Source organism: Ruegeria sp. CDSC045, assembly GCF_059610725.1.
Genome location: NZ_JBXWOE010000001.1, coordinates 89699 through 103354 on the forward strand (window position 1 = coordinate 89699; position 13656 = coordinate 103354).

The following is a 13656-nucleotide window of genomic DNA, read 5'->3' on the forward strand; positions in this document are numbered from 1 at the left end:
ATTTACGGAGAGATACCAATGCGCAAGCTGTTCGGAACCGATGGGGTGCGTGGCACCGCCAATACGCATCCGATCACGGCTGAGATGGCCCTGCGCATGGGGGCCGCGGTTGGGCGGTACTTCCGACGTGACCAATCCGGCGTGCACCGTGTTGTTATTGGCAAGGATACGCGCCTGTCTGGGTATATGCTGGAAAACGCGCTGACGGCGGGGCTGACCTCGACCGGGATGAATGTTTTGCTGCTGGGACCAGTTCCAACGCCGGCTGTCGGCCTGATGACGCGGTCAATGCGCGCCGATCTGGGCGTGATGATCTCGGCCAGTCACAACCCCGCCGAAGACAACGGGATCAAGTTTTTCGGGCCTGATGGCTTCAAGCTGTCGGATCAGGCGGAAATTGAAATCGAACGGCTGATCGAAGAAGGGGTTAAGCCTGCGCAGGCGCAAAATATCGGTCGGGCCCGCCGGGTAGACGATGCGCGGTTTCGCTATGGCGAGCGGGTGAAATCTTCGCTATCCCGCGATCTTAGACTGGACGGTCTCAAAGTGGTGGTGGATTGCGCCAATGGCGCCGCGCACCGCACTGCGCCCGAAGTTTTGTGGGAACTTGGGGCCGAGGTCATTCCTGTAGGCACATCTCCTAACGGTAAGAATATCAACCTGAATTGCGGTTCGACCAGACCTCAGCTTGCAGCTGAAACAGTGGTGGCGCACGGGGCCGATGTCGGGATCTGCCTGGATGGTGATGCCGATCGGGTTGTGATCGTGGATGAGCACGGACACGTGGCCGACGGCGATCAGTTGATGGCGTTGTTGGCGACCTCTTGGGCCAAGGCCGACCGCCTGCGCGGCGGCGCCTTGGTCGCGACAGTTATGTCCAACCTTGGTCTCGAACGCCATCTCGGTTCGCAGGGGCTCAGGCTTGAACGAACGGCCGTAGGCGACCGCTATGTAGTTGAGCGGATGCGTGAAGGAGATTTCAACCTGGGTGGTGAACAATCTGGCCACATCGTCATGAGCGACTATGCCACCACAGGCGATGGCCTCATGGCGGGCCTGCATTTCCTGGCTGAAATGGTACATTCCGGGCGCAACGCATCCGAACTGTCGGTTCAGTTCGAAACAGTACCGCAACTGTTGAAGAACGTGCGCTATGGCGAGGGGCAGGCCCCGCTGGAAACAGCTGGTGTGAAAGCCGCAATCTCGGATGCCGAAGAGCGTCTAAAAGGAAAAGGCCGATTACTGATCCGTAAATCCGGCACTGAACCTCTGATCCGCGTCATGGCGGAGTGTGAAGATGATCAGCTGTTGGCCCAAGTCGTTGACAGTATCGTTGCTGAGGTCGCGGCGGTTGCAGGCTAGCGACCGGCCAGCATTCTGCGCAGGCTGAACCACTGGCTGATCGCTAGTCCGGTCAGGATCATCGCCAGAGCAACGTAAAACCGTATCGGCAATGCCTCGGACAGAATCCACGCGCCAAACACCATCGACCATATCGGAACTTGGTAGTTGACCAGCGTCAGAAAAACAGACCCGGCGCTGCGAATAATCGAGACGCGCAACAACGTGGCAAAGGCGGTCGGAACAAGGCCCAATGCGATTATGGCGAGGCTAGGCCGTGCGCCATGCCAATTTGGCACCCCTTCGGTTACCAGCATGATGGGCAACAAGATCGCCGCGCCGACCAGCAAAGTGAGCGCAGCCAGAACAACCGGATCGACCGGAGGGCATCTGCGCGTGAATATAGAAGCGCAGGAATAGCACAGTGCAGCACCAATACAGGCCAGCTGTGCCAGTGGTTCCGCACCTTGACCAAGCTGTGCAAGGCCAGGGCCAATCAGCACCAGCGCGCCTGCAAATCCAAGTGATACGCCAACAAAACGCCGCGCGTTGAGGGGCTCATCCGAAAAGAAATGCGCCAGTGGCAACACCATCAACGGGATGGCCGCCATCGACAGGCCTGCAAAGGCGGACGGAACATATTGCTGGCCCCAGCTGAGAAGCAAAAAAGGTAGGGCCGTCGACAGAATGCCGATCACGATGATTGAGGGCCAAAGGCCCCGCGTGGTTGTTGGCAATTTGCGACCCGTCACCCCCATCAGCAGTATAAGGGTGAGCGCGCCCAGAGTCGTGCGCGCTGTTGCTACTGTGACGGGCCCGTACCCTTCGAGCGCGATGGCCACGACCATAAATGTGCCGCCCCAGATGAAGCCAAGTACAGCGACCATAAGCCAGTTTTTGTTGGTGATTTCAGAGGGTTCGCTCATGGTATTGCCTGCTTCGTCACAATTAGCTGCGAGTGTGGTATTGTAGGGGTATTGGAAAAAGAATTTGGAGACAAATTATGGACTACAAAGAAGTGAATGCTGTTTGCCAGCCCGGAGACGATGTGGCTTCACGAGATTGGTATGCTTGGAACAACAAGATGCCTCCGGGGCCCGCTAGGTTGATTGTGACGGGCATTGTCACGGTTGGTAATCCAGGGGTCGAGCCCATGTTGGTTATCGCCAATCCGCAGGGGATCAATCCCAGCCATTTGCTGCTCAACATCTTCCTCTGTCAGAAGCCCGGGAAATGGCCCTCGGTGGTTGTCGACAAGCCGGTGCGGTTCGAGCAGCATTCGAACCCGATGTATACCCATGTGGATATTGTTGGCGGGCCGTCGATAGAAATTTTTGACGCCCATTAAATGAATGACGCCGCCCCGGGGGGCGGCGTCACGATAGGATCAGTTCTTTTCCTGATCGACCAGTTTACCGGCCGAAATCCAGGGCATCATGTCCCGCAGCTTTTTGCCGACCACTTCGATCTGGTGCTCGTCATTGGAACGGCGCGAGGCTTTGATGGTGGGTTGACCCACAGCATTTTCCAGCATGAAGTCGCGTACGAACTTGCCGCTCTGGATGTCCGACAGGGTCTCTTTCATTGCCTTCTTGGTCTGCTCATAAGGCAGAATGCGCGGACCAGTGACGTACTGACCGTATTCAGCAGTGTTCGAGATCGAGTAATCCATGTTGGCGATTCCGCCTTCATAGATGAGGTCCACGATCAGTTTGGTTTCGTGCAGACACTCGAAATAGGCCATTTCGGGTGCATAACCAGCCTCGACCAGAGTTTCAAAGCCGCAGCGGATCAGCTCGACGATACCACCACACAGAACCGCCTGTTCACCGAACAGGTCGGTTTCGCATTCTTCGCGGAAGTTGGTCTCGATGATGCCCGAACGGCCGCCACCGATGGCCGAGCAATAAGACAGACCGATTTCCAGCGCTTTGCCGGTTGCGTCGGTGTCAACAGCCACAAGGCAGGGAACGCCGCCACCTTTGGTGTATTCACCACGGACGGTGTGGCCGGGGCCTTTGGGGGCCATCATGATGACGTCTACGCCTGCTTTCGGTTCGATCAGGCCAAAGTGAACATTCAGGCCGTGGGCGAACGCAATCGCAGCACCCGGCTTGATGTTGTCATGCACGTATTTCTTGTAAGTTTCGGCCTGCAATTCATCGGGCATGGTGAACATGATGACATCACACCAGGCTGCCGCTTCTGCAATGCCCATGACCGCCAGGCCTTCGGCTTCGGCTTTCCTAGCCGAAGGCGAGCCTTCGCGCAGGGCAACGACCAGATTCTTCGCGCCCGAGTCGCGCAGGTTCAGCGCGTGTGCATGACCCTGGCTGCCATAACCCAGGATGGCCACTTTTTTGTCTTTGATCAGGTTGATGTCGCAATCGCGATCGTAATAGACGCGCATGATGCTGGTCCTTTCTGTTTCGATTGCTGTGGGTTTTAAGGCGATTTTCCAAGGATAGCGATACTGTTATCCTTGAATTATCAAGGATAACTCGAGTATCTATTCTTGAAGTATAGCAATAAAGAAAAAATCATGCTTGATGATGTTGACCGCAGGCTTCTGCGTCATTTCCAGGCCGACCCGACGCTGACAACCGCTGAGTTGGCCGAGCTTTGTCGCATCAGCACAAGTGTCTGCTGGCGGCGTATCGAAAAAATGCAAGAGGTCGGGATTATTCAAGCCCAAGAGGCGATCATTGACTGGGCCGCATTGGGATATGCAGTCGAGGTTTCATTGCGGGTGACGCTGGATAAGACCCAACCGCGTGCATTCGACGAGTTCATGGGTGTCGCGCGTGAGGTTCCCGAGGTGATCGAGATTCAGACCTTTTTGGGCCGTGTGGATGTGCGCTTATCTGTGCTTGCCAAGGATATGGCACATTACCAGCAGCTGTATCGTGACCGTATCCTGACTTTACCGCATATCGCAGATATCGAGGCATTGATGCATATCGCGCGGGTCAAAAGCGATGAGGTGCTGCCGCTATGACCGAATTGGATGAGCTCGACCGCAAAATTCTGCGCGCTCTGATCCAGGATGCAACGCAAAGCGCGGGTGCCTTGGGGCGTAAATTCGGCCTGTCTCAGCCCGCGATGTGGCGCCGTATCCGGAGGCTTGAAACGACGGGGATCATAAAGGGGCGCCACCTGCGTTTGAATGCAGAAGCGTTGGGGTTTGGGGTGACAGTCTTTCTGGGGGTCAAGTTAGCGCGGAAAGGTCAGGTCAGCCTTGAAGATTTCGAACGTGCCGTCAGTGCGATCCCCGAGGTTCAAACCGTTGAACATGTGTTGGGCCTCTATGATTACCGTTTGCGCGTCGTGGCACGGGATCTCTCGGACTTTGAACGTGTTCTGCGCCGCCGGATAATGACTTTGCCCGGGGCCGGAGATGTCGAAGCCAATGTATTGCTGAGCGAAGAGAGGCTACCCGGGCCTATCGGCTAGGCCCGTTTTAGTACCTGGTACGGATGTAATATCCGGGATGATGTGTCATGCGCGCAAAGGTAATTGGCTGCCCGTCTTTCCATGTCGTGCGCTCTAATTGGATCATGGACGTCCCCGAGGTTGTCCCCATGAATTCAGCCAGCCGTCCATCTGCCGAAATCGCGCAAAAGGCGACTTCAGCATCGGTGAAGGGGGCGGCGTGCAACAGCCACTCATGCGGGCCTTTGGTGTCGAGGTCAGCATGTTCCACTTCTGGAACTGCATCGATATTGATCCAGCGCTCTTCCAGTTGAAACGGCCGGTTGTCTGCATAGTGCATGCAGACAATATGCAAAACACGCGCTTCCTGCGAGACGCTTAACTGAGAGGCAAGCCATCCGGGGCTGGAGACGATATTACGCTCGACCAGCGCATAACGATAGGTGGAGTTCTGCCCCTCGACATCCAGTCGGGTCAGGGAAAACTCCAGTTTTGCGTGTTTGCTGGGTTCTTTTTTGACCCGCGTTCCGCTTTTACGTTTTCTTTCAACGAAGCCCTGATCTGCCAGTTCCCGCAAAGCACGATTTACCGTGGCACGGGCACAATTAAATTCTTCTGCCAACTGGGTTTCTGTCGGCAGCACCGACCCCTGTGGCCAAACTCTGGTTTCTATTCGTCGTTTTACTTCGTCACGTACAAACTGAAAACTGATCCGCTTATGCGCAGTCACGAGTGAAAATACCTTTCTTCTCCAAAGTGTATGTATCTGGTCAGAAACACGTAGGGGTGTAAAGGGTTGCTGACACTGTTTGGCGTCATTAGTTGTCGATAGGGCCTTTGAGGCGTTAAAATTTTCTTAGGAAACCGGGTTCCGTTGGGTCAATTTTCAGTAATAACTGAGAGGCAGTGAGCGAAGTTGCGAACACCCGCTCGTTTCGTGGAATTTGAAAGGAATACCAATGCCCCCGCTTTTGGACAAAATTGACCCCAATGGGTTAGAGGAGTTTTCGGTCGTCTTCACCGATCGCTCGCTTAATCACATGTCGGTTCAGTTTCAGCATGTGATGCGCGACATCTCTGAGATGCTGAAAGGCGTTTACAACGCTGACGGTGTGGCCGTTATCCCGGGCGGTGGTACCTATGCAATGGAAGCAGTCGCGCGCCAGTTTGCCCGCAATGCCAATGTTCTGGTGGTCAGGAATGGCTGGTTTTCCTATCGGTGGAGCCAGATCATCGAGTCCGGTGGGTTGACGGCGTCGGCAACAGTTCTGAAGGCGCGCCAGACCGGCAACTCGGCAACGTCCCCATTTGCGCCCGCTCCGATCGAGGAAGTCATCGAAACGATCCGCGATGGGCGCCCGGATGTTGTCTTTGCGCCGCATGTCGAAACGGCGGCCGGGGTCATTCTGCCCGACGACTATATTTCGGCGATGGCAGCCGCAGCCCACGAGGTTGGGGCGCTGATGGTTCTGGATTGCATCGCTTCGGGCTGCGCATGGGTGGACATGAAGGCGACGGGTGTGGATGTCCTGATCTCGGCCCCTCAGAAAGGGTGGAGCGCATCGCCTTGCGCGGGTCTTGTCATGCTGTCTGAACAGGCTGAGGCAAGGCTGGAGGAGACGACTTCGGACAGTTTTGCCGTCGACCTGAAGAAATGGCGTCAGATCATGCAAGCCTATGAAAATGGCGGTCACGCCTATCACGCCACGATGCCAACAGATGCGCTGAAAGCCTTCCGCGACACGATGGCTGAGACTCGAGACTATGGCTTTGACAAACTGCGTGACGCCCAGTGGGCATTGGGGGACGGTGTACGGGCAATGCTGAAGGAGAAGGGCATTGTTTCTGTCGCTGCCGATGGGTTTGGTGCGCCGGGTGTGGTGGTCAGCTATACCTCGGATCCCAATATCCAGAACGGTAGCAAATTCGCCGCCTTGGGCATGCAGATCGCTGCTGGTGTGCCCTTGCAATGTGATGAGCCAGACGGGTTCAGCACCTTCCGTCTGGGCCTGTTCGGTCTGGACAAGCTGTACGATATTGACGGCACAATCGCGCGTCTAAAGCGCGTGCTGGACCAGGTTTTGTGACCATCGGGCTTTAGCGGACGCCGAGGCCCATCTGCATCAGCGTCTTGCGCACGGTCGGCAGCGAATACAGCGCGTTCAACCCCATTGCACGTATGTCCCGTAAAGGCCGCGCCTCGATCATCGAGGCGCGGTTCAGCAAGTCGATACCCTTGACCCGGGCCTCGATCTCGGTGTGACGCGCTTTGTGATAGGTATCCAACATCTGCGCGTCACCCAGGCCCTCGGGACGGGCCTGTGCCAAATCCAGCAGGCATCGCAGATCACCCAAGGACATGTTCAGCCCCTGCGCACCGATGGGGGGCACGACATGGGCGGCTTCGGCCATCAGGGCCACGCGTTCGCCCGAAAGGCGCTCTGCCGATTGGCTGATGATCGGCCAGATTGTTCGGCGTGAAGCCAGTTTCAACGGACCGAACAACCCGCAGGACCGTTCGGTCATCAGCGCTTCAAAGCTTTCCGGATCGGTGTTCAACAGCTCTACTGCGCGCGGGCCACGCTCCATCCAAACAATCGCGGACGAGGGCTGACTCTGCCAGTCGGGCAGGGGAACGAGCGTGAACGGGCCGCCGGACCTGTGAATCTCGGTCGAGACGTTCTGATGCGGGATCGAGTGTGTAACCGCGAAGGCCAACGCCTTTTGTCCATAGCGCGTGGTGTGCACGTTGATCCCGGCGGCCTCTCGCATGGGCGAGTTGCGACCATCTGCGGCGATCACCAGTTGACAGCGGATGCGCGTCCCGTCGCTCAGGCCAACGCGGGCTTCGGCTGTACGGGTGAACAAGCTGACCGTGCCCGTTCCGGGGCGAAAATCGACATTGGGCAGTTCAGCGAGACGGGCCACCATTTCGCGCCGCAAGAGCCAGTTTGGCAGGTTCCAACCAAAGGGCTGATCCGAGATATCCGCGGCATTGAAGTCGCGCACCACGCGCGGCTCGGGCACATCTCCGCCTGCATCCACAATCCGCATGATCTGAAGAGGGGCGGCATGCGCGTCGAGTTTTTCCCACAGCCCGCATTGTTCCAAAAGACCGTGGGCTGGTTGCAAAAACGCGGTAGTCCGTAAATCCGATCCGTCCACGTCCCGCTGGGTCACAGGAGGGGTGGGATCAACGCAGACCACATTGAACTCAGCCGCGCCAAAGGCCGCCGCTGCGGTCAAACCGGCAATTCCGCCGCCGGATATCAGGATGTCGCACTGGTCGTTCATGGCGCCCTCTTTGGTTCTGAGCCGACCCTAGAGCGGTTCCGCTGCCTGCGCCAAGTGACATCCTGTCTCGCAGGTCAGCCGCGCGAGATCAGGATGAGGATTAGGAATATCACGGGCACCATCACGACGGCGGGGATATACAGGCCCGGCAAGCCAAACAGCATCACCGAACAGCCCCACATGCTGAAGATGGCGGCAGCGGTGTAATACCAGTCGTCCCCATCTGCATCGGCCGCATCGCGCGCCATCCAGCCAAACAGGGGAACAGCAAATAGCAGGCGCTGCCAGATGGGTGAGCGCGGGGGCATTTCGATTGCGGACATCTGGGTCTCCGTTCTGTTCGTCGCAGTTGGGATATAGGGGCGGCGCCCGGGTCGCAGTACGTGCAGATCGTCGCAGTGTGACAGCCTATCGCAGGCGGGCCAGAAAGGCGGTCAGGTCGTCTGTATGATGGTGGATGTGATCGGCCATGTGCGGTTCGGGCGCGACATGAACTGTGCGCATCCCCATCTCATGCGGGGCCGCCAGATTGCGCGGATCGTCTTCGAACATGGCCGCTTTTTCTGCCTTGATTCCGTCTTGCGCAAAGATGGCCTGGAATGCGGCCTTTTCGGGTTTAGGACGGTATCCCGCATGCTCGACCCCATAGATGGCATCGAACAAACCGCTGAGGCCACGCGCCGCAAGGACGCGTTCGGCATAGGGCGCGCTGCCATTGGTATAGACAATGCGGCGACCGGGCAGGGCACGAATATGTGCCGCCAGATCCACGTCCGGGTCCATATGGCTCATATCCACCTGATGCACGGCATGCAGGTAAGGGTCGGGATCCAGATCATGTTCGGCCATCAGCCCGGCCAGCGTGGTGCCATATTCGCGCCAGTAATGGGATCGCAGCCGGTCGGCTTCGGCCCGGTCGACGCCGATGGCCTGGACCACATAATCCGTCATCAGCACCTCGATCTGATCGAACAGGCGCATATGCGGCGGGTACAGGGTGTTGTCCAGATCGAACACCCATTGGGAGACATGGCTGAAGGCAGGTTTGACCATGCCTGCCGTTTAAGCCGCGCAGCGCAGGTTTTCAATGCAGTACTTGATTGTGCGCACTGCAGACGGATAGACATGTCCGAACGAGGAGAAAAACAAAAGATGCCCCAATCCAAGCAGTCCAACAGCGACGCCTACAGCCTTATTCTCGAAGCGATTGATGTGGGCATCTACAAGCCCGGTGACAGGCTGGTCGAAAGCGAACTGGCCGAAAGGTTCGGTGTTTCGCGCACGCCAATCCGCGAGGCGTTGCAGCGGTTAGAGACCCAATCCTTGCTTGAACGCGACGGGCGTTCGCTGATTGTGGCCTCATTGGACCACAATCAGATGGCAGAGCTATATGTCGTTCGCCGTGAACTTGAAGGTCTCGCTGCAAGTTTGGCCGCCAAGCACGCGACCGAGGAAGAGATCAAGGTGCTGCAGGAAATGGTTGCCGAAGATGATGCGCTGGTGGACAATCCAAACGCCCTGTCTCGGGCGAACCGGCGGTTTCACGAACAGATCCATCTGGCCTCGCACAACCGCTATTTGGTGCAACAGCTGAACCTTGTGCACCGTACAATGGCCTTGATGGCAACGACATCGCTTGCGGTTTCCGGGCGCGGTGAGATCGCGCAAAGTGAACACAAAGGCATCGTCGAGGCTATTGCCGCCCGTGACGAGCAAGCCGCGGAACGTGCGTTGAAAGAGCATATCTCGGTCGCTTTCATGACGCGTCTCAAGCAGGATGCGGTTCGTCGCGAAAGCTGACGGTCACATGTCGAAGGCTTCTTCACTAGCTTGACCGTGTTGGGTTTTGTCCCAGAAGAACGGGTTGATAGCCAATTCCCAAAGGGCTTTGTAAGCTGCCAGCACACCCAAGGGGAAATACAACGGCATTGTCGGCACCCACGGCATCAGAAACCGTCTTTCACGGGCGGCGACAGCCAGTATCCCGATGGTCACATTCGTGATTTCTGCAAATACGAATAGAGCTATCAGTATGGTCATGACCTTGCCCGGAATGACGGGATCCAGCGGGCTGGCCAATCCGAATGTGGTAAGCCAGAACAGCCACAAAACCGGGGCCAGCAGGAATTGTCCGACGGTGCCCAGAAAAAACGCCTGAAGCCCAAGGAAGCGCAGCACACCCAGCTCTTTCAGCAGATGGATCGGCGCGCGCATATGGACAAGATATGTGACCATAAAGCCCTTGAGCCATCGTGAACGCTGTTTGACCCAAGGCCAGGCCCGAAAGTTTGCTTCTTCGAAAGTGGCGGTATCAACCATCTCGGTCCGATAACCCGCGCGGCTGAGGCGGACGCCCAGATCCGCGTCTTCGGTCACATTATGGGCATCCCAACCGCCCAGTTCCAACAGCTTTTCGCGACGAAAGAAAAAGGTTGTACCACCAAGTGGAACCACCAGTCCCAACCGGGCAATGCCAGGCAGGATGACCCGAAACCAACTGTTATACTCGATGGTAAAGCAGCGAGACCGCCAGTTGGTGCGCGGGTTGTAATAATCCAGAACGCCTTGCAAGCAGACGACGTCTTCACTGGCTTGGGTGAAATGTCCGACGATGCGTTCGATTTGATCGGGAAGAGGGGCGTCCTCGGCATCCCAAACGCCCAGAATATCACCACGACAGAAATCCAGCGCATAGTTCATCGCGCGCGGTTTTGTCGTCAGCCCGCTTAAAGCCGGTACTTCGATCGTGCGGATCCAACAGGGCAGCTCGATTTTGGCCAGGGTTGCACGGGTTACCATATCCGTTTCTTCCAAAACCAGAATGACGTCCAAAAGAGCTTTGGGATATGTCAGACGTCGCAATCGGCGGATCAGAGCGCCAGCAATCTCTCGCTCTTTGTACAAAGGGACCATGATGGAAACGCGAGGCAGTCGAAGAGGAAGCGTGGTGGTGGTCTGACTGTGGCGTTTTCCTTTGTAACACAGAAACGAGAGCAATCCCGCCAGTCGCAATGTCAGGAATAATACAAGCGACGTAACGGCCAAAACGACCAGAGCCAGCAGCCCCGGAATGGGTTGCGCCAGGAACAGTGTGGCGAGGCCAAGCACTATGGCAATCGGCCCAATACGCGAGTGCCGAGTCCAGGATCGGCAACTCTGAGCTATTGCCACACGGGTTTCAGCCTTTTCAGCAAGGCTTTCCGAGAAAATTCTGGCGATCGCGTCGTCGATCCGGTCCGCATCGGCAAGCACGGGTATGATCGTTTGCTTTTCCTTTGCCAACTGCTTGCGAACTGCGTCGAACTGATCGGGATTGGCGGTAGCGACCAGCAGAATGGGACCGATGCGCATCCAGGGAATGATGTTGTGATCCAGCCAAAAGCTGGCGGGGCGGGTTTTGCAAAGGTCCGGATTTGGTGGATGCAGATCCAGGTCCGCGATCTGCAATCCTGTTTGTTCAGACAGCGCCGTCAGAACCTCGGACCGATCTACCCAGCCTTCGCCGACCAGGATTTCGCCCAGTGCAACATTTTGTCTGGATTGCAGGTGCAGGGCTTTTTGCAACTGATGGTTCGAAAGCAGCCCGCGGTCGATCAGGCAAGCCCCCAAAGGCTTGCGCACCGTTGCAGAAATCGGCGCGGCCGATGCGAAATGCTGCAGGTTCAGTTCAACCATTCAATCAACCCAGACGTGGTAATCTGCGTCAGGGTGGAGCGATTAAGGTTAATAGGCCGTTAAGACTGTATGATTATGCCTGTGCCTTCCGGGCGGCCATCGCATGCGAGAACCGCTCGAACAGGTAGAAGCTGTCTTGTGGACCTGGAGATGCCTCTGGGTGGTACTGTACCGAATAGACCGGTCGATCCGTCATGCGAATTCCGCAGTTTGAACCATCAAACAACGAACGATGAGTCTCAACGACACCGTCGGGAAGGGTTTGAGCGTCTACCGCAAACCCATGGTTCATCGACGTTATTTCCACCTTCCCAGTCTCGAGATCTTTTACCGGGTGGTTCGCCCCGTGGTGGCCGTGATTCATCTTGACAGTCTGACCGCCAAGGGCCAGCGCAAGCATCTGATGACCAAGGCAAATCCCGAATACGGGTAGGTCGGTGGTGTCCAATACCTCTTTGATCATCGGTACTGCGTATTCACCCGTAGCCGCTGGATCACCGGGGCCATTGGACAGGAATACGCCGTCGGGACTATGGGCCAGAACCTCAGCCGCGGTGGCCGTTGCGGGCAGCACAGTGACATCGCACCCGGTCGAGGCAAGGCATCTCAGGATATTGCGCTTTGCCCCGAAATCCAGTGCCACAACCTTATGTACTGGGGCCTCTTGCCGTTTATAGCCATCTGGCCAGGCCCAACGCATCTCATCCCAGCGATAGCTTTGCGCACAAGTCACTTCCTTCGCCAAATCCATACCTTCAAGCCCGGCAAAGCCACGCGCAGCCGAAACCAGAGCTTGGATGTCGAAATTGCCCTCAGGATCATGGGCCAATGCCACATGAGGTGCGCCTTGCTGGCGAATTGCGCGGGTTAACCGGCGGGTATCGACACCGCCAATGGCAATACGCCCACGCTGGGCAAGCCATGATTTCAGCTCTTCAGCAGACCGCCAGCTGGACGGTTCGGTTGGGTCCCATTTGACGACCATTCCGGCCGCGACAGGATCACCTGTTTCGTCATCCTCGGGGTTCACGCCAACATTTCCGATATGAGGGAAAGTGAAGGTCACGATCTGCCCGGCATAAGAAGGATCGGTCATGATCTCTTGATAGCCGGTCATTGCGGTGTTGAAACACAGCTCGGCCACGGTCTGGCCTGTGGCGCCGAAACCGACCCCGTAGAACAGTGTTCCATCGGCCAAAGCCAGACATGCGGTGGGCTTGGACGGGGCGTTCTGGGCCATAGCGCGACTCTCCTGCAGGGTAAATCGGCGCATACCTAAGGGGGTTATGCGCTTGGGTCAAGTGTGTTCAATTTTTGGGCTATTGAGCAATATCAATGACTTAGATGTTGAGACCCCCGGTTGTATCACGCTTTTTGTTTCGATATGGTCGGGGTTCCTTTTGTCATGGGGATGGACAAACTAAATGGATATGCGATCACGGGTGAATTCCGCCCTGAAGCAAGCAATGAAAGACAAGAACGCCGAGCGTCTGTCGACCCTACGTCTGATCAATGCAGCAATCAAGGACCGGGATATCGCGTCTCGTGCTGCGGTCAACGAGGAAGCCAAGGGTTGCGGTGATGCCGAAGTTCTTGAAATTCTAGGGAAAATGTCCAAGCAGCGTAAGGAAAGTGCGCGTGCTTACGAAGAGGGTGGACGCCTCGATCTGGCGGAGCGTGAACTGCGCGAGATAGAAGTCATAGAAGAATTCCTGCCCGAGCAACTGGACGACGATGAGGTGACGAAAGCCATCCAATCAGCGATTACGGCCACTGGTGCCGGGTCGATCCGGGATATGGGCAAGGTCATGGGCGAGCTCAAGACACGCTATACTGGCCAGATGGACTTTGGGAAAGTTGGGCCCATGGTCAAAGATCAGCTTTGTGCGGCTGCCAGCGGCTGACTGCCGTGAC

Annotated in this window: 15 protein-coding genes; 7 read left to right on the forward strand and 8 right to left on the reverse strand. The window is 56.8% G+C overall.

Features of this window, described 5'->3' with window-relative positions:
* Nucleotides 1-18 precede the first annotated feature (18 nt).
* Nucleotides 19-1362, forward strand: a complete 1344-nt coding sequence (gene glmM, locus AC2FH6_RS00470) for a phosphoglucosamine mutase (RefSeq protein ID WP_281994791.1) — start codon at nt 19-21, stop codon at nt 1360-1362.
* On the opposite strand, the gene AC2FH6_RS00475 is transcribed toward glmM, so the two are convergent.
* Complete coding sequence (locus AC2FH6_RS00475; protein ID WP_496700714.1) at nt 1359-2267, reverse strand: DMT family transporter; 909 nt, start codon at nt 2265-2267, stop codon at nt 1359-1361. The two genes, glmM and AC2FH6_RS00475, sit on opposite strands and share 4 nt — an antisense overlap.
* A 77-nt stretch (nt 2268-2344) precedes the next feature.
* On the opposite strand from AC2FH6_RS00475, the gene AC2FH6_RS00480 reads away from it, so the two are divergent.
* Complete coding sequence (locus AC2FH6_RS00480) at nt 2345-2689, forward strand: hypothetical protein (protein WP_142634506.1); 345 nt, start codon at nt 2345-2347, stop codon at nt 2687-2689.
* 39 nt (nt 2690-2728) lie between these two features.
* On the opposite strand, the gene ilvC is transcribed toward AC2FH6_RS00480, so the two are convergent.
* Nucleotides 2729-3751: a ketol-acid reductoisomerase gene (ilvC, locus tag AC2FH6_RS00485; RefSeq protein WP_142634504.1), complete on the reverse strand. Its 1023-nt coding sequence runs from the start codon at nt 3749-3751 to the stop codon at nt 2729-2731.
* 132 nt (nt 3752-3883) lie between these two features.
* On the opposite strand from ilvC, the gene AC2FH6_RS00490 reads away from it, so the two are divergent.
* Both AC2FH6_RS00490 and AC2FH6_RS00495 read left to right on the forward strand, forming a co-directional pair.
* On the forward strand, nt 3884-4339 hold the full coding sequence (locus tag AC2FH6_RS00490) for an Lrp/AsnC family transcriptional regulator (RefSeq protein WP_496700716.1): 456 nt from the start codon (nt 3884-3886) through the stop codon (nt 4337-4339).
* On the forward strand, nt 4336-4794 hold the full coding sequence (locus AC2FH6_RS00495; protein WP_496700067.1) for an Lrp/AsnC family transcriptional regulator: 459 nt from the start codon (nt 4336-4338) through the stop codon (nt 4792-4794). The genes AC2FH6_RS00490 and AC2FH6_RS00495 overlap by 4 nt, the downstream gene beginning before the upstream one ends.
* A 7-nt stretch (nt 4795-4801) precedes the next feature.
* Here the strand turns inward: AC2FH6_RS00495 and hutC are convergent, their stop codons facing one another.
* Nucleotides 4802-5503 (reverse strand): histidine utilization transcriptional repressor HutC, encoded by a 702-nt coding sequence (gene hutC, locus AC2FH6_RS00500; protein WP_142634498.1) that lies wholly within the window; start codon nt 5501-5503, stop codon nt 4802-4804.
* Between the two features lie 229 nt (nt 5504-5732).
* On the opposite strand from hutC, the gene AC2FH6_RS00505 reads away from it, so the two are divergent.
* Nucleotides 5733-6860, forward strand: a complete 1128-nt coding sequence (locus AC2FH6_RS00505) for an aminotransferase class V-fold PLP-dependent enzyme (protein WP_496695053.1) — start codon at nt 5733-5735, stop codon at nt 6858-6860.
* Between the two features lie 10 nt (nt 6861-6870).
* Here AC2FH6_RS00505 and AC2FH6_RS00510 read toward each other — a convergent pair whose 3' ends face one another.
* The 3 genes from AC2FH6_RS00510 to AC2FH6_RS00520 form a co-directional block, all read right to left on the reverse strand.
* Nucleotides 6871-8067: a UbiH/UbiF family hydroxylase gene (locus AC2FH6_RS00510; protein ID WP_496700719.1), complete on the reverse strand. Its 1197-nt coding sequence runs from the start codon at nt 8065-8067 to the stop codon at nt 6871-6873.
* A gap of 74 nt (nt 8068-8141) precedes the next feature.
* Nucleotides 8142-8390, reverse strand: a complete 249-nt coding sequence (locus AC2FH6_RS00515; RefSeq protein ID WP_271946430.1) for a hypothetical protein — start codon at nt 8388-8390, stop codon at nt 8142-8144.
* Nucleotides 8391-8475: 85 nt separating this feature from the next.
* Complete coding sequence (locus tag AC2FH6_RS00520) at nt 8476-9120, reverse strand: pyrimidine 5'-nucleotidase (RefSeq protein ID WP_142634490.1); 645 nt, start codon at nt 9118-9120, stop codon at nt 8476-8478.
* A gap of 99 nt (nt 9121-9219) precedes the next feature.
* On the opposite strand from AC2FH6_RS00520, the gene AC2FH6_RS00525 reads away from it, so the two are divergent.
* Complete coding sequence (locus AC2FH6_RS00525; RefSeq protein ID WP_142634488.1) at nt 9220-9867, forward strand: GntR family transcriptional regulator; 648 nt, start codon at nt 9220-9222, stop codon at nt 9865-9867.
* Nucleotides 9868-9870: 3 nt separating this feature from the next.
* On the opposite strand, the gene AC2FH6_RS00530 is transcribed toward AC2FH6_RS00525, so the two are convergent.
* Nucleotides 9871-11742 carry a glycosyltransferase gene (locus tag AC2FH6_RS00530; RefSeq protein WP_496700721.1) on the reverse strand — a complete coding sequence of 624 codons (1872 nt, stop codon included), beginning with the start codon at nt 11740-11742 and terminating at the stop codon, nt 9871-9873.
* A gap of 73 nt (nt 11743-11815) precedes the next feature.
* Nucleotides 11816-12982, reverse strand: coding sequence for a glutamine-hydrolyzing carbamoyl-phosphate synthase small subunit (gene carA / locus AC2FH6_RS00535; protein ID WP_496700723.1), 1167 nt, complete (start codon nt 12980-12982; stop codon nt 11816-11818).
* A 184-nt stretch (nt 12983-13166) separates the two neighbouring features.
* On the opposite strand from carA, the gene AC2FH6_RS00540 reads away from it, so the two are divergent.
* The gene (locus AC2FH6_RS00540; protein ID WP_142634482.1) at nt 13167-13646 is read left to right on the forward strand and encodes a GatB/YqeY domain-containing protein; all 480 of its coding nucleotides are present in this window, start codon (nt 13167-13169) and stop codon (nt 13644-13646) included.
* Nucleotides 13647-13656 lie beyond the last annotated feature (10 nt).